This window comes from Mesorhizobium sp. DxT (genome assembly GCF_058448885.1).
This window is the reverse complement of record NZ_JBZFLJ010000003.1, coordinates 233,250-250,931: the sequence shown is the minus strand read 5'-3', so window position 1 is coordinate 250,931 and position 17,682 is coordinate 233,250. Positions and strand designations below refer to the sequence as shown.

At 63.3% G+C, this 17,682-nt stretch carries 18 protein-coding genes; 3 read left to right on the top strand and 15 right to left on the bottom strand.

Annotated elements, in window-relative coordinates:
* Positions 1-4: 4 nt before the first annotated feature.
* A complete protein-coding gene (locus ACVJNE_RS08335) occupies positions 5-1,117 on the top strand; it encodes a Gfo/Idh/MocA family protein (RefSeq protein ID WP_499564604.1) in 1,113 nt (370 codons plus the stop codon).
* Positions 1,118-1,139: 22 nt separating this feature from the next.
* On the opposite strand, the gene ACVJNE_RS08330 is transcribed toward ACVJNE_RS08335, so the two are convergent.
* The 15 genes from ACVJNE_RS08330 to ACVJNE_RS08260 form a co-directional block, all read right to left on the bottom strand.
* Entirely contained in the window at positions 1,140-2,087 is a 948-nt protein-coding gene (locus ACVJNE_RS08330; protein ID WP_499564602.1) for a fumarylacetoacetate hydrolase family protein, read from the bottom strand.
* Positions 2,084-2,833, bottom strand: coding sequence for a glutathione S-transferase family protein (locus ACVJNE_RS08325; RefSeq protein WP_499564600.1), 750 nt, complete (start codon positions 2,831-2,833; stop codon positions 2,084-2,086). The genes ACVJNE_RS08330 and ACVJNE_RS08325 overlap by 4 nt, the downstream gene beginning before the upstream one ends.
* 8 nt (positions 2,834-2,841) lie before the next feature.
* Positions 2,842-3,840: an MBL fold metallo-hydrolase gene (locus ACVJNE_RS08320; protein WP_499564598.1), complete on the bottom strand. Its 999-nt coding sequence runs from the start codon at positions 3,838-3,840 to the stop codon at positions 2,842-2,844.
* Positions 3,841-3,861: 21 nt separating this feature from the next.
* Positions 3,862-5,181 (bottom strand): TRAP transporter large permease, encoded by a 1,320-nt coding sequence (locus ACVJNE_RS08315; RefSeq protein ID WP_499564596.1) that lies wholly within the window; start codon positions 5,179-5,181, stop codon positions 3,862-3,864.
* Complete coding sequence (locus ACVJNE_RS08310) at positions 5,178-5,750, bottom strand: TRAP transporter small permease (protein ID WP_499564594.1); 573 nt, start codon at positions 5,748-5,750, stop codon at positions 5,178-5,180. Before ACVJNE_RS08310 ends, ACVJNE_RS08315 begins: the two co-directional genes overlap by 4 nt.
* An 8-nt stretch (positions 5,751-5,758) precedes the next feature.
* Positions 5,759-6,829 carry a C4-dicarboxylate TRAP transporter substrate-binding protein gene (locus tag ACVJNE_RS08305; protein WP_499564592.1) on the bottom strand — a complete coding sequence of 357 codons (1,071 nt, stop codon included), beginning with the start codon at positions 6,827-6,829 and terminating at the stop codon, positions 5,759-5,761.
* A gap of 30 nt (positions 6,830-6,859) precedes the next feature.
* The gene (locus ACVJNE_RS08300; protein WP_499564590.1) at positions 6,860-7,582 is read right to left on the bottom strand and encodes a TetR/AcrR family transcriptional regulator; all 723 of its coding nucleotides are present in this window, start codon (positions 7,580-7,582) and stop codon (positions 6,860-6,862) included.
* Positions 7,583-7,743: 161 nt separating this feature from the next.
* On the bottom strand, positions 7,744-8,706 hold the full coding sequence (locus ACVJNE_RS08295) for a branched-chain amino acid ABC transporter permease (protein WP_499564588.1): 963 nt from the start codon (positions 8,704-8,706) through the stop codon (positions 7,744-7,746).
* Complete coding sequence (locus ACVJNE_RS08290) at positions 8,706-9,581, bottom strand: branched-chain amino acid ABC transporter permease (RefSeq protein ID WP_499564586.1); 876 nt, start codon at positions 9,579-9,581, stop codon at positions 8,706-8,708. Before ACVJNE_RS08290 ends, ACVJNE_RS08295 begins: the two co-directional genes overlap by 1 nt.
* A gap of 2 nt (positions 9,582-9,583) precedes the next feature.
* A complete protein-coding gene (locus ACVJNE_RS08285) occupies positions 9,584-10,318 on the bottom strand; it encodes an ABC transporter ATP-binding protein (RefSeq protein ID WP_499564584.1) in 735 nt (244 codons plus the stop codon).
* Complete coding sequence (locus ACVJNE_RS08280; protein WP_173188233.1) at positions 10,315-11,070, bottom strand: ABC transporter ATP-binding protein; 756 nt, start codon at positions 11,068-11,070, stop codon at positions 10,315-10,317. The genes ACVJNE_RS08285 and ACVJNE_RS08280 overlap by 4 nt, the downstream gene beginning before the upstream one ends.
* 71 nt (positions 11,071-11,141) lie before the next feature.
* Positions 11,142-12,377, bottom strand: coding sequence for an ABC transporter substrate-binding protein (locus ACVJNE_RS08275; protein WP_499564582.1), 1,236 nt, complete (start codon positions 12,375-12,377; stop codon positions 11,142-11,144).
* A gap of 35 nt (positions 12,378-12,412) precedes the next feature.
* A complete protein-coding gene (locus tag ACVJNE_RS08270; RefSeq protein ID WP_368801601.1) occupies positions 12,413-13,729 on the bottom strand; it encodes a M20 family metallopeptidase in 1,317 nt (438 codons plus the stop codon).
* A 64-nt stretch (positions 13,730-13,793) separates the two neighbouring features.
* On the bottom strand, positions 13,794-14,438 hold the full coding sequence (locus ACVJNE_RS08265) for a cysteine hydrolase family protein (protein ID WP_444727034.1): 645 nt from the start codon (positions 14,436-14,438) through the stop codon (positions 13,794-13,796).
* Positions 14,428-15,249 (bottom strand): N-formylglutamate amidohydrolase, encoded by an 822-nt coding sequence (locus tag ACVJNE_RS08260; protein WP_499564580.1) that lies wholly within the window; start codon positions 15,247-15,249, stop codon positions 14,428-14,430. The genes ACVJNE_RS08265 and ACVJNE_RS08260 overlap by 11 nt, the downstream gene beginning before the upstream one ends.
* 207 nt (positions 15,250-15,456) lie before the next feature.
* On the opposite strand from ACVJNE_RS08260, the gene ACVJNE_RS08255 reads away from it, so the two are divergent.
* A complete protein-coding gene (locus tag ACVJNE_RS08255) occupies positions 15,457-16,359 on the top strand; it encodes a MurR/RpiR family transcriptional regulator (protein WP_499564578.1) in 903 nt (300 codons plus the stop codon).
* Positions 16,349-17,662 (top strand): glutamine synthetase family protein, encoded by a 1,314-nt coding sequence (locus tag ACVJNE_RS08250; protein WP_499564576.1) that lies wholly within the window; start codon positions 16,349-16,351, stop codon positions 17,660-17,662. Before ACVJNE_RS08255 ends, ACVJNE_RS08250 begins: the two co-directional genes overlap by 11 nt.
* Positions 17,663-17,682: the final 20 nt, after the last annotated feature.

The following is a 17,682-nucleotide window of genomic DNA, read 5'->3' as shown; positions in this document are numbered from 1 at the left end:
AAGCATGGGCCGGCATATCTCATACGGCGTCGTCGGATGCGGCATGATGGGGCGAGAGCATCTGCGCAACATCGCGCTGCTGCCGGATGCCGACGTGGTTGCGATTTTCGAGCCGGATGCGGCAATGCGCGCCGTCGCCGCCTCGCTCGCACCCAAGGCAGTGCTTGTCAGCTCGCTGCCGGAACTGCTCGCTCGTCCGGAACTCGACTGCGTGCTCATTGCAAGCCCCAACCATTTGCATTCGGCACAGTTGCGTGAGATCGCCGCAACGAGGGCGCTGCCGCTGATGGTCGAAAAGCCGCTCTTTATCGATCAGGACGAGGCCGAAGCCATGCGGGCTTTCGCCACCAGCTATCCGGCGCCCGTGTGGGTCGCGATGGAGTACCGCTACATGCCGCCGGTGGCCAAGTTCATCGCCGAGGCTGAGACTGCGACCGGCGGCATCCGCATGCTGACGATCCGGGAACACCGCTATCCTTTCCTGGAGAAGGTGGGTGCCTGGAACCGGTTCAACCGGACCTCGGGCGGAACCTTCGTCGAAAAATGCTGCCATTTTTTTGACCTGATGCGTCTCATCCTGCGCTCCGAGCCGGTGCGGGTAATGGCGTCCGCCGGGCAGGCGGTGAACCATCTCGACGAGCGCTATGGCGACGACGTGCCGGACATATGGGACAACGGCTATGTGCTGGTCGACTTCGCAAGCGGCGCACGCGCGATGCTGGAATTGTGCATGTTCGCGGATGGCAGCCGCTATCAGGAGGAGATTTGCGCGGTGGGCGCGGGAGGCAAGATCGAATGCCTGGTACCCGGACCAACCCGCTTCTGGCCGCCGCAGGCCGGGCCTGCCCCTGTGCCGCTGGTTACGGTTAGCCCCCGCCGGCCTGACACGCCCTACACGTTCGAATTGCCAGTCGACCCTACTCTGCTGGAAGCAGGCGACCACAACGGCTCGACCTTCTACCAGCACCAGCGTTTCTGCGCGGCGCTGCGGGGCGAGGGTCGTGTCGAGGTGACGCTGGATGACGGCTGGCGCGCCGTGGCCATGGGCATGGCTGCGCAGCGTTCGGCCCGCGAGGGCATCGCGGTAGCCGATCCGTTGGCCCCGCGGTTGTCCTGATTACCTGGCAGGCCGGCAGACGTCAGACTCCGGCGCTGCGATCGACCACCCTGTTTCTGAGGATGCCCAACCCCTCGATCTCGAGTTCGACCAAGTCTCCATGCTTCAGAAACCGGCCGAGCTCTAGCCCGCAACCGCTGCCGACGGTTCCCGAACCGATGAATTCGCCGGCATAAAGCGTCTCATCGCTCGATATGTGCGCCAGCACGGCAGGAAACTTGTGGTGCATTTCGCCGGAGTTGCCGCGCGACCACTCCTCGCCGTTGATCCGCGCGACCATCGTCAGATTGTGCGGGTCTTCGATCTCGTCGGCCGTGACGAGCCAAGGACCCATCGCATTGCCGGTATCGAAATCCTTGCCCTTCGCCGGGCCGAGCTGGCCCGTCATTTCGCGAAGCTGCGCGGTACGGGCGGTGAAGTCATTGAAGATGCAGTAGCCGAAAATGTGGTCGTACGCGTCCTCGGGGCGGATGTCCTTGCCCTTGCGTGAGAGGAACACGCCGAGTTCAAGTTCGTAGTCGAAGCGCGTCTCGCCGCGGGGCACGATCACGTCCACCTCTGGTCCCACGACCGAGAAGCGGTTTGCCTTGTAGTAGATCGGCTGCTCGTACCAGACCGCCGGCACGTCGACCTTGGCCGGATCGCGCGGAAACCCTTCGAAGCCGAAGAGGTGGCGGTTGGCGCGCGCCTGCCGGAGGTGCTTTTCGAAGCACAAGGCGTCGCGCATCTGGCGAGGTTCGGGGACGGGTGCGAGCAGGCGCACTGCACCGGCTTCGTGAACGTTTTCCCGCTTCGAAAGTACCCCCCGAGCTTCCTCGAGCCCACGCTCGCCAGCGTCGATCAGCGCAAGCATGGAGCCGAAATGAGGAGCGGCTGACGCGGCAAATTCGCAGACGGCTCCGCTTTCATCGAGCACCGCGCCGATGCGCTGGCGTTCTTCACCGGGGAGATTGAAGGTAACCAGCTTCATAGCGCCACGTCCTGCAATTCGGGATAACGGTGTGAGAGGCGGCTTCCCTGGTAATAGGTTGCCGCGTTAGCTGGCCGCGCGCGCATGGCGGCGAACCAGCGACCAACGTCAGAGGCCTCCGACCACATCGCCGCGTGGCCGAGATCGGCCATGCGATCGAAGGTCGGATAGACGCAGATGTCGGCGAGCGTCAGCGCGTCGCCGCAAAGCCATACATTGCCGGCAAGCCGCTTTTGCATGCGCGCGATCGTCTGCGCGAGCGCATTGAAGGACGCCTCGACCTCCTGGTCTGAGAAACCTGTGCGGCCCATCTTCTGGTAGAAGTGAGTGCGCAGAGGCCGCGCCTTGGCTTCGGCACCGAACTGCTCGTCCGTCAGGTCGGCGAAGTGGCGCACGAAGACCTGTGAGAACGACGGCACCCGGATCGCCGCCGTCGGCACTTCCTCGAAATAGCGCAGCCAAGCCCGCATGTCGGCGCGACCGACCGGACCGTCAGGCGACAGCGGCACCTGCGGGTATACCTCATCGAGATACTCCATGATGACCGATGAATCGAGGATGGGTTGCCCGTCATGGACGAGGGTCGGCACGACACCGTTCGGGTTGAGCGCGAGGTAGTCCGGCGCCAGATGCTCGTTCTTGCGGAAGTCGATCTGCGTATCCGTGAAGGGCAGTCCCTTCTCGTGAAGGCACAGGCGCACCTTCTGACTGCAGGTCGAATAGGCGTTGTTGAGAAGCTCGATCATCGATGCACCTAGTGGTCGTGGCCGCAGTTGCAGGCGGGGGCCTCGTTCGGGGACCGAGCGCCGGCGCGATACCGTCCCATCAGTTTCTGCAGCTCGGATCGCTCGGGAGAAATGCGGCCGCCGGAGAGCTCGCGATAGATCTGCGCGACATTGACCACGACACGTTCGCGGTCGAGCCAACTGTCATATGCATCGAACGCGATGTCCCAGGCCGCGTCGGCATAGTTCATGCCGGCCTCATAACGCGCCTTGGCCGCGTCGCGGGTGTAGACGAGATAGTCGCGCATTGCGCGCAGCGCCTGCTTGTCGCCGACAGGGCCGTGGCCTGGCACGACGATGTCGACATCCCAGCCGAGTATCGCCTCGCACGCATCGATCCAGTTGCCGACCGGTCCTGCCCACAGGATGGGATGCCCCTCGGAGAACAGCAGGTCGCCGGTGAACACCGTCTTCGCCGACGGCATGTAGGCGACGATATCGCCACGCGTGTGGGCCGGGCCGAATTCGTGCAGCTCCACCTGCGTGTCGCCGACCATCACATCCGTCCGGCCACTGAAGGTCGTGTCCGGCGGCGTGAAGACGATGCCGGAGAAATCGAAATGGGCGCCCATCACCTCATGCATGAAGCGGCCGGCCTCGCCGTTCTCGCGCCACCGTTGCATGGTGTCGCGAAACTGCTCCGGCGGACGCTCCCGCATCTCTTCGAGGCAGGCGGCCGAGGCGACGATGCGCGCGCCCTCGACAAGCTGATTGCCGAAGGTGTGATCGCCATTGGCGTGGGTGTTGACCAGCGTGTCGATATGCCTGGCTGCCGGCGTGGCGTCGCGGAAGGCGTCGAGCATCTCCCGCGTGAGATCGAGCGTGAACAGCGTATCCACCAGCAGGCTGCGGTCGCCGTCGGTGATGAGGCCAGCGTTGCTCCAGCCCCAGGAACCATCAGGCTGGACATAGGCGAGGAGACCGTTGCCGAGATCCTCCACACCCTTGCGAAATGCGCGTTGCGACATGCGAATTGCCTTTTCGTATTTTTACAGAAGAGCGGTCGCAAGCTGCGGCATCAGCAGCACCAGACCGATCATGACGAGCATCGCGACGACGAACGGAAACGCGCCGGCGAAGATGACGTTGAGAGGGATGTCGAGCTTTTCCAGATTGGCCTTGATGACGAAGCAGGCGATGCCAAGCGGCGGCGTGAGCAGGCCGACCTCGACGGCGATGATGGTCAGGATGCCGAACCAGATCAGGTCCACCTGGAATGCCGTCATGACCGGCAGGATCAGCGGCAGCACGATCAGCATGATCGACGACGAATCGAGAATAGTGCCAAGCGCTATGATGGCCAGCAGATATAGTGCCATCACCGCGAACAGGCCCAGCTCGTAATGCTGGATCAGCGCATTCATCTGGCTGGGCAGGCCGGAAAGCGCCAGCAGCCTGGCATACATGTGAGCGGCAACGATCAGGAAGGTGATTGCCGCCGTTACCCTGCCGGTTTCGACGAGCAGCCCCCAGAACTGCCGCCAGCCCAGGCTGCGACGCGTGACGCTGATGACGAGTGCCGCCAGCGCGCCTACAGCGCCCGCCTCCGTCGGCGTGAAGACCCCGCCATAGATGCCGCCGAGCACGATGACGATCAAAAGCACGACCGGCGCCGATTTGCCGATCATCTGCGATGGCGAAAGATCGTCGGCGACGAGGCTTCTGGCGCCTTCCTCAGGCTTGGCCAGTACGAAGCCTGGCCTGAATTTCGCCAGAAGCAGGATCGTCGCCACGAAGAGCAGGGAAAGGACGATGCCCGGCAGGATGCCGGCGGTGAAGAGATCGCCGATCGAGACCTCTGCGATGATGCCGTAGAGGATCAGCAGCAGGCTCGGCGGAATCAGCATGCCAAGCACCGACGACCCGGCAACCACGCCGACGGAGAAGCGGCGCGTGTAACCCGACCGCAGAAGTTCCGGCACGGCGATGCGCGTGAATACGGAAGCCGACGCGATGCTAGTCCCGTTGACCGCGGCGAAGATCGCATTGGCGAAAACGGTGGCAATGCCGAGCCCGCCCGTCAGCCTCCGGAACAGTTGCCCGGCGACCTCGAAGACATCGCGGCCCAAACCAGAAATGCCGACCAGAAGTCCCATCAGGACGAAGAGCGGAATGACCCCGAACGAGTAGCGCGCCACACTTTCGAGCGCGGCCAATGACAGAAAGGTTCCCGCCACGTCGAAATTGCCGCGGATGAGCGCAACGCTGAAAAAGGAGACTGCAGCCAGCGCGATCGCCACATGCAGGCCGGACTGGATCAGGACGAGGATGAGGACGATCGACATCAGGCCAATCTGAAGATTGCTCATGCTGCGCCTCCCGAGGCCGGACCGGAGATCAGCCGCCGCATGCAATGGATGGTCTTCACCGCATATTCCACGGTCGCCAGAGCCGCACCGAACAGGACGCCCGCGTAGAATGGCCAGACGGGAGCCAGAAAGACCCCGTAGACGCCGATCGTGTGACCGGCCGTGTAGGCGCGCGCGACCTTGGGATAGACGTAATAGACAAGCAGGGCGAGCATCAGCGTGCCGGCGGCGTTGAAGAGCATCTCCATCGCCATGGCTACACCGGGACGCTGGCGGGTCAGCCGCTCGATCCACATATCGGAACGGATCATGCGATCACTGCGGATGCAGTCGGGGAGCTGCAGGAAGATGATGGTGACGATGGAGGCTGAAACGATCTCGGCCACGCCGGGTATCGGCTGGTTCAAGAGATAGCGCATCGCCACGTCGGAATTGATGAGGACCATGATGCCCACGATCATCAATGTTCCGACTGCCGAAAACGCCTCGGTTACCCGACCCAAAGGTGAGGTTCGCCGCAAAGGCGAACCCGTCGCGGAGGGGTCCTCCGCGAACAGATCCTTGTTCATGTCGATGCCTATTCAGCCAGCCAGTCGCGGGAGAAGCTGATGCCGGCTTCCTCCGACAGGCGCAGATAGGCTTCCAGCGCCTTGGTGCCGGGAACGCCGCGATCGTCGAGCGACTTCGCCCATTCAAGCGCGATGTTCGGCATGGCATTGGCGAAACCGGCGCGCATCTCGTCGGACGCTTCCTTGATCTCGGCACCGCCCTCGGCGGCGATGTTCAGGCTCTTTTCGGCGCTGTTGGTGTAGTTGTCAGCGGCGTAGTCCTGATATTCGATCGCAACCTGCTGGATGATCTCCTTGAGGTCGTCGGGCAGGCTCTCCCAGACATCGAGATTGACGGTGAGCGCCGATGCCGACTGGGCGCCGAAATTCACCTTGGTGATGTGCGGTGCGACCTCGAAGAACTTGTAGGGCGCCATCGCCGACCCGAACGTCACGGTTCCTTCGGTCAGACCGGTCTGGATGGCGTTGTAGTAGTCCGGCAGCGCGCCGGCGACCGGCACAGCGCCCGTACCGCGCAGCCAGTTGGTCTGCAGCCCCGCGGTGGACAGCTTGCGCCCGCTGATGTCCTCGACGGACTCGACCGGAAAGGTCGTGGCCAGGTGATAGGTGTCGACGCCGACGGCGGCGAGCATGAGCTGGTTGTTGTCCCGCCAGGCCTGCGCCATCTCGGGAACCTCGTCGTGCAGGTCGCGAACGAGGCGCATCATGGTCTTCAGGTCCGCCGAGCCAAATGGCGTGACATAGGTGATCTGCTCGAGCGGAAGCTTGTCGGCTTCGAACAGGTGCGGAACGTAACCGAAATCACCGACGCCGCCTTCGACAGCTTCCAGAACGCCCTGCACGTCGGCAAGCGCGCCGGCGTAGGCTTCGTTCCAGGTGATTGTGTGGTTGCCGCCCGCTTCCTCGAGACGACGGTTCACCTCGGGGATGAAGAAGTCGCGGATTGCGGCGACGCCGGCCGTGATCGGCGGGTGACCCGCCACAACGGTGAACGAAAAGTCATCAGCGGCCGCGCCCTGTGGCCACGACGCTGCAGCCGCCATGACAGCGGCTGCCGAAACGGCAGCAATAGTTCTCATGTCTTCCTCCCGTAGAGTTGGTTCGTGATTTCAGTTGCGGTCGGCCTCTCCCACGCGGACCGAACCTGCCTCCTGCAGGCCCGGCGCGACCGGCTCGCCCGGCGGCCCCGACAGCATGTTGATGAGCACCCGGCGCAATTGCACGGCCAGAACGTCGGCCTGGGCCGTGTCGCATTCGCCCTGCGACAGGCTGAGCAGGCGCTTCGAGCGCGGTGCATCCGAGAGTGCGAAGATCACCGTTCCCGGCATGAAATAATAGCGCCAGTAAAGCTCCGACTTGTCGCGGTCCGGCAGCGCCAGATGCAGCGCGTCGACGAATTCGCGCGCGAGCGGATCGAACTGGCTGGCGATGATCTCACGCGTCCACTGCGTCGGCTCCACCCGATGCAGCATGACCAGATGCACGAGCAGCATGGAGGTCCACGGCTCTTCCCTGCCCACATAAGGCTCCAGGAAAATATCGACGAGATCGTCGACGCCCGGAAGACTGCCCGCCGCCTCAGCAGCTTCGATACACCTTGCGATTTCCTCGCGCCGCTTGGTGTTGACGCGCTCGGCCAGATCGCGGAACACCGCGTTGGCAAGCGCTTCCTTGCTGCCGAAATGGTAGTTGACCGCGGCCATGTTGACCTTGGCCGCGCGGGTGATCTCCCGCAGCGTCGTGTTGGCCACGCCGTTCTTGGCGAACATCGAGGCTGCCGCATCGAGGATGCGGGAGCGCGTGTTCTCGGATTTGCCCAACGACTGTTTCAATTCCATGTTTCAAACATATGTTTGAATTTTGACGCAAGTCAACGGCCTTCGTGTACGCGAAGGCGAGAAAGCGCAGAGCGACGGGTGAAACGATTTCACCGCCGGCGGAAATCGATCCGCACGGCAGCTCTGTCGTCAGAGGAATTCCGAAATTCCGGTCTTCAGGCGCCCGACTTTCCGGCCCGCTTGCCGAAGACCGAAACGAGCCCCTTGGGGAAGAACAGCAGCACCAGCACCATGGCAATAGCGACCAGCATGAAACGGCCTTCCGCGAGGCCATCGACATTGGCGAGCCCTTCGGAAATGAAGGTCAACGCCAGAGCCGCGATGACGGGGCCGTAGATGCTCGACGTGCCGCCGACCAGAACCATGCTCAGGATGAGAGCCATGGTCGAGAAGTTGAAGACCTCCGGCGAGGCGACGCGCAGGTAGATGGCGAAGAAGCCGCCCGCGATGCCAGCGAAAAATGCGCTCGCCACCAGTACCTTCAGGCGCTGCAATCCGATTGGGATGCCGCGCGCCAGCCCATAATCCTCATTGTCGCGCAAGGCGCGGATCGACAGTCCGAAATCCGTCCTGGTGATGAACCGCAGGCACAGGGTCGAAATCACCAGCAGCGCAAAGGCGACGTAGTAGTAGCCGAACTTGTAGTCGCGCAGGAAATTATAGCCGAACAGCTCGATCGTCGGCACGCGAACCAGACCCTGCGTTCCGCCGGTGATCTGCGACTGGCTGATGACGAACTGGAGCACGAGCTGGCTGAAGGCGAAGGTGACGAGCACGACATAGATGCCCTGCAATCGCACGACCGGCAGGGCAACGATGGCAGCAGCCACCGACGCCACCACTCCGCCGATCAGCATCGCGATCCACGGATCGATGCCGAGCAGCTTGGCGCACAGGCCTGTCGCGTAGACGCCGATGCCGAAGAAGGCGACGTGGCCGAAGTTGAAGATGCCGGCATAGCCGAGGCTCAGATCCCAGCTCGCGGCGACGATCGCGTAGATGAACGCTATGATGAACAGGTGGCGGACATAGGTGTCCTCGACAAATACAGGCACCAGAAGGCCGAGGATCAGGACAGCGGCGACCGCGAGCGTTTTCATGTTGAAGGCGACAGGCATCAGCGCACCGTCTTTCCGAAGAGGCCCTGCGGCCGAAGCATCAGTACCGCGATGAGGAGCGCGAAGAGCATGGAAGGCGCCCAGTAGATGCCGACGAAGAAGATCAAGGCAGCCTCGACGACGCCGATGATATAGGCGGCGGCGATGGTGCCGCTGAGCGAACCGAGCCCGCCGAAGATGACGATGATCAGCGCCTTGACCAGCGGCTCCGCGCCGAAGGTAGGCGTGATGAAACGCACCGAGCCAAGCAATATGCCGGTGAGGCCGGCAAGCGCGGCAGACAGGGCGAAGGTCAGAATGAAAAGCTTCGACACATCCACGCCGATCAGCTTCGCTGCGGCCGGGTTCTGGCCGACCGCGCGGATGCCGCGACCGGTGTTGGAATAACGCAGGAACGCCCACAGCGCGCCCAGCAGCAGTGGCGCCAGCACGATGATCAACGCCTCCTGCGCCGAAATGGTCGTGCCGATCAGGTTCACCTGCCCCGGCACCAGCGGTTCGAGCTGCTTCAGCCGCGCTCCCCACATGAACTGGATGCCCTTCTCCAGGAAGATCATCACCGCAAGCGTGGTCATGACGGTGATGAGCAGGATGTCCTTGTCGTCGTAGAAGGGGCGGATGACGGTTCGCTCGATCAGGATGCCGACGCCGACCATGCCGGCGACGGCGATCGCGACGCCAGCGCCGAGCCAAAGATTCAGGCCGGCCGCGTCTGTCATCGTCCAGGCGAAATAAGCGCCCAGCGCCATCAGGCTGCCATGGGCGAAATTGAAGATGCCGAGCGTCGTCCACACCAGTGACAGGCCGCTGGCCATGAGGGCGTAGACCGACCCCAGCACCAGCCCGCTGACAAGAATTGCGCTGATCATATCCATCGTCATGTCGACACGTGCCCCCCGAAATACATGTCCATGATCTCGTCATGGTCGACGTCGCCGCCGCGCGCGACTTCGCGCGTGATCTCTCCGTGGTCGATGAGGTACATCCGGTCGACCAGCGAGAGCACGAAGGCGATGTCCTGCTCAATGAGCAGCAGCGGAATCCCGTCTGCCGAGATCTTGCCGATCGCCTCGGCCAGTTCGTCCTTGAGCTTGGGCGAGAGGCCGAGCGTCGGCTCGTCGAGCATCAGCATGCGCGGCGCGCACATCAGGCCAACGCCGATCGAGAGCATCTGACGCTCGCCGCCCGAAAGCGTCTTGGCCTCCTGCCGCCGCCGCTCCGCAAGGCGCGGGAAAAGCTCAAGAACATGCTCCAGGTTGGCCTTGCGATCCTTCCGGGCGCGCGGCGTGTAGGCCGCGAGCTCCAGCGTCTCCATGATTTCCATGTCCGGGAACATGCGGTTGGCCTGCGACACGTGGACGAGACCCATGGCGACGATCTCCTGTGCGGAGCGCGCCTCCAGCGACTCGCCCATGAAACGCACCGAACCGGACCGCGGCTGGATGAGCTTGGAAACGGCATTGAGAAGGGTGGTCTTGCCGTGGCCATTGGGGCCGAACAGCCCGACACGCTCGCCGACGCCGACATGCAGGCTCATGCCCTGCAGCACGTCGAAGGCATCGTAACCGGCGCGCAGGTTCTCAACCTCGAGGGCTCTTTGAATGTTCGTCAAAGTGCTGCCTCCCTCTTGCCCAGATAGGCCTCGACGACCTGTGGGTCGCGCACCACCTCGGCCGGTTTGCCCGATGCGATCACCGAACCGTGGTTGAGGATCATCAGATGCTGCGACACCGAAAGAAGCAGCGGCAGCACATGCTCGATCAGAAGAACTGTAACGCCGCGGCCGTTGACGGTGCGGATCAGCTCGGCCAGCGCACTGACCTCCGGCCGGGTGAGGCCGGCAGCCGGCTCGTCCAGCAGCAGGATGCGCGGCCGCCCGGCTATCGCCGAAGCGATCATGAGCTGCTTGCGTTCAAAGACCGTCAGATCTCCGGCTGCCTTGTCGCGCCGTTCCTCGCCCAGGCCAACATCGTCCAGCGCCTTGGCTGCCTCGTCGCGCGCCTGAGCGCCCGAAAGGCCCGCACAATAGACCGCCCCGGCATAGGCGTTCTCGAAAGCGCTCAGTGTCGCGAACTCGGCGTCCTTCTGGAAGGTGCGCGCGATGCCCGCCCGGCTGATCTCGTGCGGACGCAGATGCTGGATCTCGCGGCCTTCGAGCAGCACCTTGCCGCCGCTCGGTCCGAACGGAATGCCCGTCATGACGTTGAAGAGCGTGCTCTTGCCGCTGCCGTTCGGGCCGGCGATGCCGAAGACCTGCCCCGCCGGCACGGTAAAGGACACATCGTTGACAGCCACCAGCGCGCCGAAGCGCCGTTCGACATTGCGCACTTCGAGCAAGGGGGCCTCGTGCGTGGATTGAGCCACCTGTTCCTCCTTCCCGGGGAATTCAGCGCCGCGGCCGCGCGGTTTTTCCCGCGCGGCCGCATCCGAATGAACTACTTCATCCAGGGCGGGGTCTGGAATTCCTCGGTGGCGTACCGAGCCGGGTAGAAGAGCTCGCGCTTGCCATCCCAGATCTGGAAGAACTGGATCGGGATCGCGTCTTCGCCCTGCACGGCCAGATGGGTCTCCGGATCGAAGCGCAGCATGCCGGCCGCGATCTGCTTTTCGGTCTCGCCGATCGCCTGGCCGATCGCCAGCCGGTCGGTCGGATCGCCGACCTTGGCGAGCGCATCGGCGTAAAGGTAGACCTGCTCGTAGAGTGCGGGCCCATAGACGCCGGGTACGGCGCCATACTTGGCCTCGTACTTGCCGACCACTTCGGCGGCGCGCGGGTTCTGCGGCGTATCCAGCACGCCGCCAAGCATGTTGTAGACGACGCCCGTGGCGCGGTCCTTGGTCAGGTCGAGGAACTCGGGGACCGACGGCGCATACTGGATGAAGACGAGGCTGTCGGTCGGCTGTTCCAGGAACTGCGTCATGAAGGTTGCAGCATTGCCCGGCAGGTAGTCGGTGTTGATGATGATCGACGGGGCAGCCTGGCGCACGCCAGCGAGGAAGGCACGCCAGTCGTTGATCTCGCCGAAGGGCAGAAGATCGGCCGAAGTGACTTCCCAGCCGGCTTCCTCGAAGTTCTTCTGCAGCCCTTCCATGATCGTCTTGGAATAGGGATTGTCGGACGAGATCAGCGCGACCTTCTTGTTCGGCAACTCCAGTGCGCCGCCATCGAGCAGTTGCTGGATAACCGGCACCATCGCCGTCTCGTAGGCATCGTAGGACGGCGAGATCGACCAGACGGTCGGGAAGTCGTCCGGGCTCGGCGCGATGATGTCGCGCGTCTGCGCGGCGTTGGCCGAGATGATGTAGGGCATCTCCTGCTCCGCCATCAGCTCGATCTCGAAATTGCTGCCGCTGGCGTAGCCGGTCACCATCACATTGACATCGCGGTCGCCCGCAAGGCGCTCGAATGCGCTCGTCACCGTGTCGGCAGCCTGGTCCTGCGTGTCGCCGACAACGACCTCGAAGGTGTAGCCGGCAATGCCGCCGGCGGCGTTGATCTCCTCGACGGCAAGGCGTGCGCCGTTGACCATCTCATTGCCGTCGGCAGCCGCGCCGCCCGTCATCGGCGCGAGAACGCCGATCTTCGCCACCTTGTCCTGCGCCTGGGCCGACGCCACCGAAAGCGCGGAGGCGGCCAGTAATGCCAGTCCCAACTTGCGTATCGTGTTCATGTCCATTTCCCCTGTTTGGTGTTGTCGTTGTGCAATCAGCGGACGTCGCACCAGTCGATGATGGCGGCCGCGATGGTCTTGGTGGCTTCCTGCAACGATGCGATGTCCACGTATTCGTCGTAGCCGTGGAAGCCATCGCCGCTGGGCCCGAAGATGACGCTCGCGACGCCGGCGCCCGCATAGTGGGCGGCATCTGTGACCGCTTCGAACCCCTTGATAACCGGGGCCTTGCCGAGCCTTGTCTTGTGGGTGACGAGCGACTGGATGACCGGATGGTTCGCGTCGGTATCCATCGGCGGGAAGTACAGGCCCGAATAGTCCCAGTCGACGGTGATCGGGTGCTCGCGCAGCCAGCGATCCTGCTGGCAGAAATGATGCACGAAGCTCTCGAATTCCTTCTTCACCTCGGCCGGGTCTTCGTTCGGCAGGAACTTGTAGTCGAGATCGATGACGACCACGTCCGGTATGATGGCCGGGTTGGTCAGGATGATCGGCAGTCCGTCTTCGCCGAGGCCCGCGCCGCCACGAATGACACCCGGATTGATGGTGTTGAGGCCGGGCGGCACCAGCGGATGATAGCTGGTGCGGCAGCGGATACTTTCAAACTCGCGCAGTGCGGCGAGGAAGCGCGTCGAGAGCTCCACCGCGTTGACGCCCGGAAGCGTGCGGCCGGGAAGATCGCGCTGCGGCCATACCTCGTTGAAACGCAGGCCCGCGTGACCCTGCCGGCCCTTGATCGTGACGCGGGTCCAGAAAAGCCCGCCCTCTGAAGGGATGACGTCGCCCCAGGTCGGCTCCGCAACGATTGCCGCCTTGGCAAGCTTGCCCTTGGCGACCGCGTCCATTGCGCCGAAGCCGCCAGCCTCTTCGTCCACGACGGTGTGGATCGACAACCGGCCCTGAAGATCGACGCCCGCCTTGTTCAGGGCGCGCGCCGCCGCGATGCAGGCTGCGACACCGCTCTTCATGTCGACGGCGCCACGGCCATAAAGCTTGCCGTCGGCGATCTGCCCGCCGAAGGGCTCGACGGTCCATTCCGACCGCTCGCCGATCGGCACGACATCGACATGGCCGCAAAGGATGAGGCTCTTGTCTTCGTCGCCGGGAAGGTCGGCGACGAGGTTCGGGCGGTCGGGAAACACTTCCCAACGGTCGGACTTGAAGCCGAGTGCTTCGGTTTCCTGCTGGAGCCGATCCTGGACGGCTGCTTCGCGGTTCTGCTCGGCGTCCGTCACGAAGCGCGGGTTCACCGAGGGAATGCGGACGATGTCCTGTGTCAGCTTGACGACGTAGTCGGCCTCCTCGTCCAGGAGCTTCCAGACTTTCTCGATTGCGGTTTCCTTGTCGGCCATCCTATTCCCCTTCTTCTTTCGTTCGGCGACGGGTCCGGCACTTCCTCCGGGCATGGTGATTGGTTCAGCCAGCGATCTCCGCGAGCAGTTCGTCGGTGCTGATCTGGCGGCAGTAGCCCTTGATGGCGCGCAGCGAAAAATCGTGTCGTTCCTGCGTGTAGGTCCCGCATGCGTCGGGAACGAGCGTGACCAGGTAGCCGAGGTCGCAGGCGTCCCGGACCGCCGACTCCACGCACTGGTCGGTCAAAAGCCCGCAAAGCACGAGCTGACGGACCCCCAGATTGCGCAGGATGTAATCGATATGCGTGGAGACGAAGACGCTGGACGAGCTCTTGGGCAGCACGATCTCGTCCGCGCCCGGCGCAAGCTCGTCGACCACCTTGCCGTCCCACGATCCGCGCGGGACGTTGAACCCGGTGATCTTGTAGTCGAGGCTGCGGTCGCGACCGTCGAGCGTCAGGCTTTCGATCGTCGTGTACATGACCTCGATGCCGGCGGCGCGAAAGCCCGCCTGAAGCTTGCGCATGTTGGGCATCGCGATCTTGTCCAGCCGGTTGAAATAGTAGCCGTACCGGGCTTCCATCTCTTCGGCGGGCACGTCGCTGAACTCGCCACCGTCGCGGCGCGCGGAAAAATTCTGAACGTCGATGAAAAGGATGGCCGACTGTGCCGGCACAAGCGGCACCTCGCGGGTCAGATTATCCTGCATTTCCAGCCTCTCCCTTGATCGACACGGCAGCGCGAATGGCGACCGCCAGAAATTCCGCCCATCGCGCCTGCCCGGCCGCATCGGCAATCAGATCGTTGCGTATCTCGATCAGAACATGCTCGATGCCGCGCTTCTCGCCATGCACAGGGATGGCGTAGTCGGTCAGGTCGTTGCCGGTGTAAGGCTCGTTGAACGCCGCGTTGACGGTGTCGTCCAGACCGACAATCGCGGTCATCAGCTTGCGGGCCAGACGGTCGTCTCGATTGTAGAGCAGGCCGATCTGCCACGGGCGCTCTATGCCGTCTTTCATCAACCGAGGCGTAAAGCTGTGTACGGACACCAGCGCCGTTCTATGCCGGCGCCCATGCCGATCCAGAAGCCGGCTAACCTCTCTATGGAAAGGAACGTGGATTTCCTCATACCGGGCCAGCCTCTCAACCTTCGAAAGAGCCCGATTGCCGGGAATTAGGGTCGTATCGCTCGTGGACGGCATGCAGTCCACTGAGTCGAAGGCTCGATTGCAATCCACGACCAACCGGCTGTAGCGCTGGAGGACAAGCGGCGCGTCGAGAGCCACCGAAAGACCTCTTGCGACCCCCTCGGCGCCGATGTCGTAGGCGATATGCCGCTCGAACTCGTTCTGGGAAATGCCAAGGTCGCCGAGCTTGCCAGGAACCTGTCGTCCCGCATGCTCGCACAACAACACGACACGGCTGGCGCCTTCGCCATTGGCGATTTCGAAGGGAACCGGATCGTCTGGACCCAGCAATTTCCCATCCGCCCTGGCATCCGTATTTCCAGTCTGCAGCATGCGCCTTCGTTCAATCCCGTCACTTCGACCAAGGCTTCGCCCTCGGCCGGGACGACAAGTTCCCGGCCGCCGCCACGCATGGGTCGGGGCATCACATGACCGGGATTGGAACGAAAATAGTTCGTCAAAGTCAATCAGAATTTTCGGATTGATAAATTATTTTCGAAATGCCTATAGTCGGCGACAGAGGGGCCATGAGGAGGGCCGATGACCGAGGGCACCGGAACAGGCAGCCTGAAGGACAGGATCAACGCGGAGATGGAGCAGCTCACGGCAAGTGAGCGCAAGATCGCCAACGTCGTCCTTGCCGACTACCCGTATGGGGGGCTGGAGACCATTCAGGAGCTTGCGCGACGCACACGCGTCAGTGCACCGTCGATCACGCGCTTCATCGCCAAGATCGGCTGTGCCGGCTACCAGGATTTCCAGCGCCAGCTCATCAGCGAGCTCAAGCAGCGCGAACTCTCGCCGATCGAGCTGAAGATCACCGAGGCGCCGCCCGAAGGCGCGCACCTTCTGACCGACTATACCCGCCGCCTGATACGGCAGATGACGTATATGGCGGAGAACATGCCCCAGCGGCAGTTCGACGAGGTCTGCGAGCTCATCGCCGACCCTAGTCGCAACGTTTTCATTATCGGCGGCCGCGTCACAGACAGCATCGCCCAGCTCCTGTCGATCCATCTGCGCCAGATGCGCAGCCGCATCTATCACATGCCCGGAAACCCCGAACTCTGGCCCGAATATGTGCTGCGCATGCGGAAGCAGGACATCGTCATTGTCTTCGACGTACGCCGCTACCAGCCCCAGCTCGCGCAACTCGCCCATCTCATTTCGGAGCAGCGCCAATCCACCATCGTCGCCATCACCGACAAGTGGATGTCGCCGGTTGCGAGCTATGCGCGGCACGTCTTCGCCGTGCCGATCGAACTTGAAACAGCATGGGACACGCAGGTGTGCCTCGTCACCCTCGTCGAGGCGATCATCGTTCGCGTCTCCGAGATGGACTGGGCGGCGACCCGCAAGCGTATCGAATCCTGGGACCGCATCCGCTTCTCGCTGCAGGATGCACTGAAAGAAGGGGGAGGTACGGAACCCGATGCAGAATGAGCATGTGATCTACGCCTGCGCGACCGATATCGCGGGCAAGGTGCGCGGCAAGGGGTTTCCCGCCGCGGAGTTCGAGAAACGGCTGAAGCGCGGCATCGGCTGGGCGCCGACAAACGTTCAGATCACCTGCTTCGACGCCATCGCGGAAAGCCCCTTCGGCTCGCTCGGCGACATGGTGCTCATCCCCGATGCCGCCACGCGCGTCAGCGTGCGGTCGGAAGAAAGCGGTCTTTCGGAAGACTTCGTGTTCGGCGACATCCGCCATACCGACGGCACGCCATGGGATTGCTGCACGCGCTCCATCCTCAAGGCCGCTTTGGCACGGCTGGAAAAGGCTGCCGGGCTCACGCTGGTCAGCGCCTTCGAGCACGAGTTCCAGTTCAAGGGCAAGACGATGCCGATGGGCACCGCCTACACCATGGCGGGCTTCCGTCAGCGGCGCGCCTTCGCGGAAAAGCTGATTGCCGCCATGCGCGCGGCAGGCCTCGACCCCGACACGATCATGAAGGAATACGGCGCGGACCAGTATGAGGTCACGATGGGGCCGCAGCGCGGCGTCACCAGCGCGGACCATTCGGCAACGCTCCGCGAGCTGATCCAGGCGGTGGCAGTCGAGGCCGGCGAGGAGGTGACGTTCACGCCGCTGCGCGATCCGGCCGGCGTTGGCAATGGCGTTCACATCCACATGAGCTTCCTCGACGCCGACGGGAAGCCCGCCACCTACGATCCGTCGGGGCGCCACAGGCTGAGCAAGCCGGCTGGCCAGTTCGTCGCGGGCCTGCTGAAATATCTCGACAGCTATCTGGCGCTGGTCGCGCCGAGCGTCATCTCGTATGGCCGCCTCACCCCGCATCGCTGGAGTGCGGCCTACAACAATCTCGGTCTTCAGGACCGCGAAGCATCGGTGCGCATCTGCCCGGTGTCGGCGATGAGTGACATCGACAGGGCACGGCAGTTCAACTTCGAATTCCGCGCGGCCGACGCCACCGCAAGTCCGCATCTGCAACTCGCAGCAATCGTCAATGCCGGCGTGCAGGGCATCGAGGAAGAGCTCGACGTGCCGGATGCGACGGAGGAAGACCTGTCCCTCCTGCCGGCAAGCGAGCTCGCGGCGCGCGGATTGAGCCGGCTGCCGACGACGCTGCAGGAAGCGCTCGAACGCTTCACTGGAAACGACGTGGTCAAGAGCTGGTTCACGCCGCGCTTCGTCGACGTCTACACCAAGCACAAGCGCAGCGAGATGGCCTTTCTGGACGACAAGAGCGAGGCGGAGATCTGCGCCGCCTATGAGACGGTCTACTGAGCCTGAACTGCATTCGGAAA

Bases quoted from the DNA above. Each gene is read 5' to 3' on its own strand.
- ACVJNE_RS08275 (WP_499564582.1), bottom strand. From the start codon at position 12,377: ATGAACACGATACGCAAGTTGGGACTGGCATTACTGGCCGCCTCCGCG.
- ACVJNE_RS08295 (WP_499564588.1), bottom strand. From the start codon at position 8,706: ATGCCTGTCGCCTTCAACATGAAAACGCTCGCGGTCGCCGCTGTCCTG.
- ACVJNE_RS08290 (WP_499564586.1), bottom strand. From the start codon at position 9,581: ATGGATATGATCAGCGCAATTCTTGTCAGCGGGCTGGTGCTGGGGTCG.
- ACVJNE_RS08250 (WP_499564576.1), top strand. From the start codon at position 16,349: ATGCAGAATGAGCATGTGATCTACGCCTGCGCGACCGATATCGCGGGC.
- ACVJNE_RS08255 (WP_499564578.1), top strand. From the start codon at position 15,457: ATGACCGAGGGCACCGGAACAGGCAGCCTGAAGGACAGGATCAACGCG.
- ACVJNE_RS08325 (WP_499564600.1), bottom strand. From the start codon at position 2,833: ATGATCGAGCTTCTCAACAACGCCTATTCGACCTGCAGTCAGAAGGTG.
- ACVJNE_RS08310 (WP_499564594.1), bottom strand. From the start codon at position 5,750: ATGAACAAGGATCTGTTCGCGGAGGACCCCTCCGCGACGGGTTCGCCT.
- ACVJNE_RS08335 (WP_499564604.1), top strand. From the start codon at position 5: ATGGGCCGGCATATCTCATACGGCGTCGTCGGATGCGGCATGATGGGG.
- ACVJNE_RS08265 (WP_444727034.1), bottom strand. From the start codon at position 14,438: ATGCAGGATAATCTGACCCGCGAGGTGCCGCTTGTGCCGGCACAGTCG.
- ACVJNE_RS08260 (WP_499564580.1), bottom strand. From the start codon at position 15,249: ATGCTGCAGACTGGAAATACGGATGCCAGGGCGGATGGGAAATTGCTG.
- ACVJNE_RS08320 (WP_499564598.1), bottom strand. From the start codon at position 3,840: ATGTCGCAACGCGCATTTCGCAAGGGTGTGGAGGATCTCGGCAACGGT.
- ACVJNE_RS08315 (WP_499564596.1), bottom strand. From the start codon at position 5,181: ATGAGCAATCTTCAGATTGGCCTGATGTCGATCGTCCTCATCCTCGTC.
- ACVJNE_RS08305 (WP_499564592.1), bottom strand. From the start codon at position 6,829: ATGAGAACTATTGCTGCCGTTTCGGCAGCCGCTGTCATGGCGGCTGCA.
- ACVJNE_RS08270 (WP_368801601.1), bottom strand. From the start codon at position 13,729: ATGGCCGACAAGGAAACCGCAATCGAGAAAGTCTGGAAGCTCCTGGAC.
- ACVJNE_RS08330 (WP_499564602.1), bottom strand. From the start codon at position 2,087: ATGAAGCTGGTTACCTTCAATCTCCCCGGTGAAGAACGCCAGCGCATC.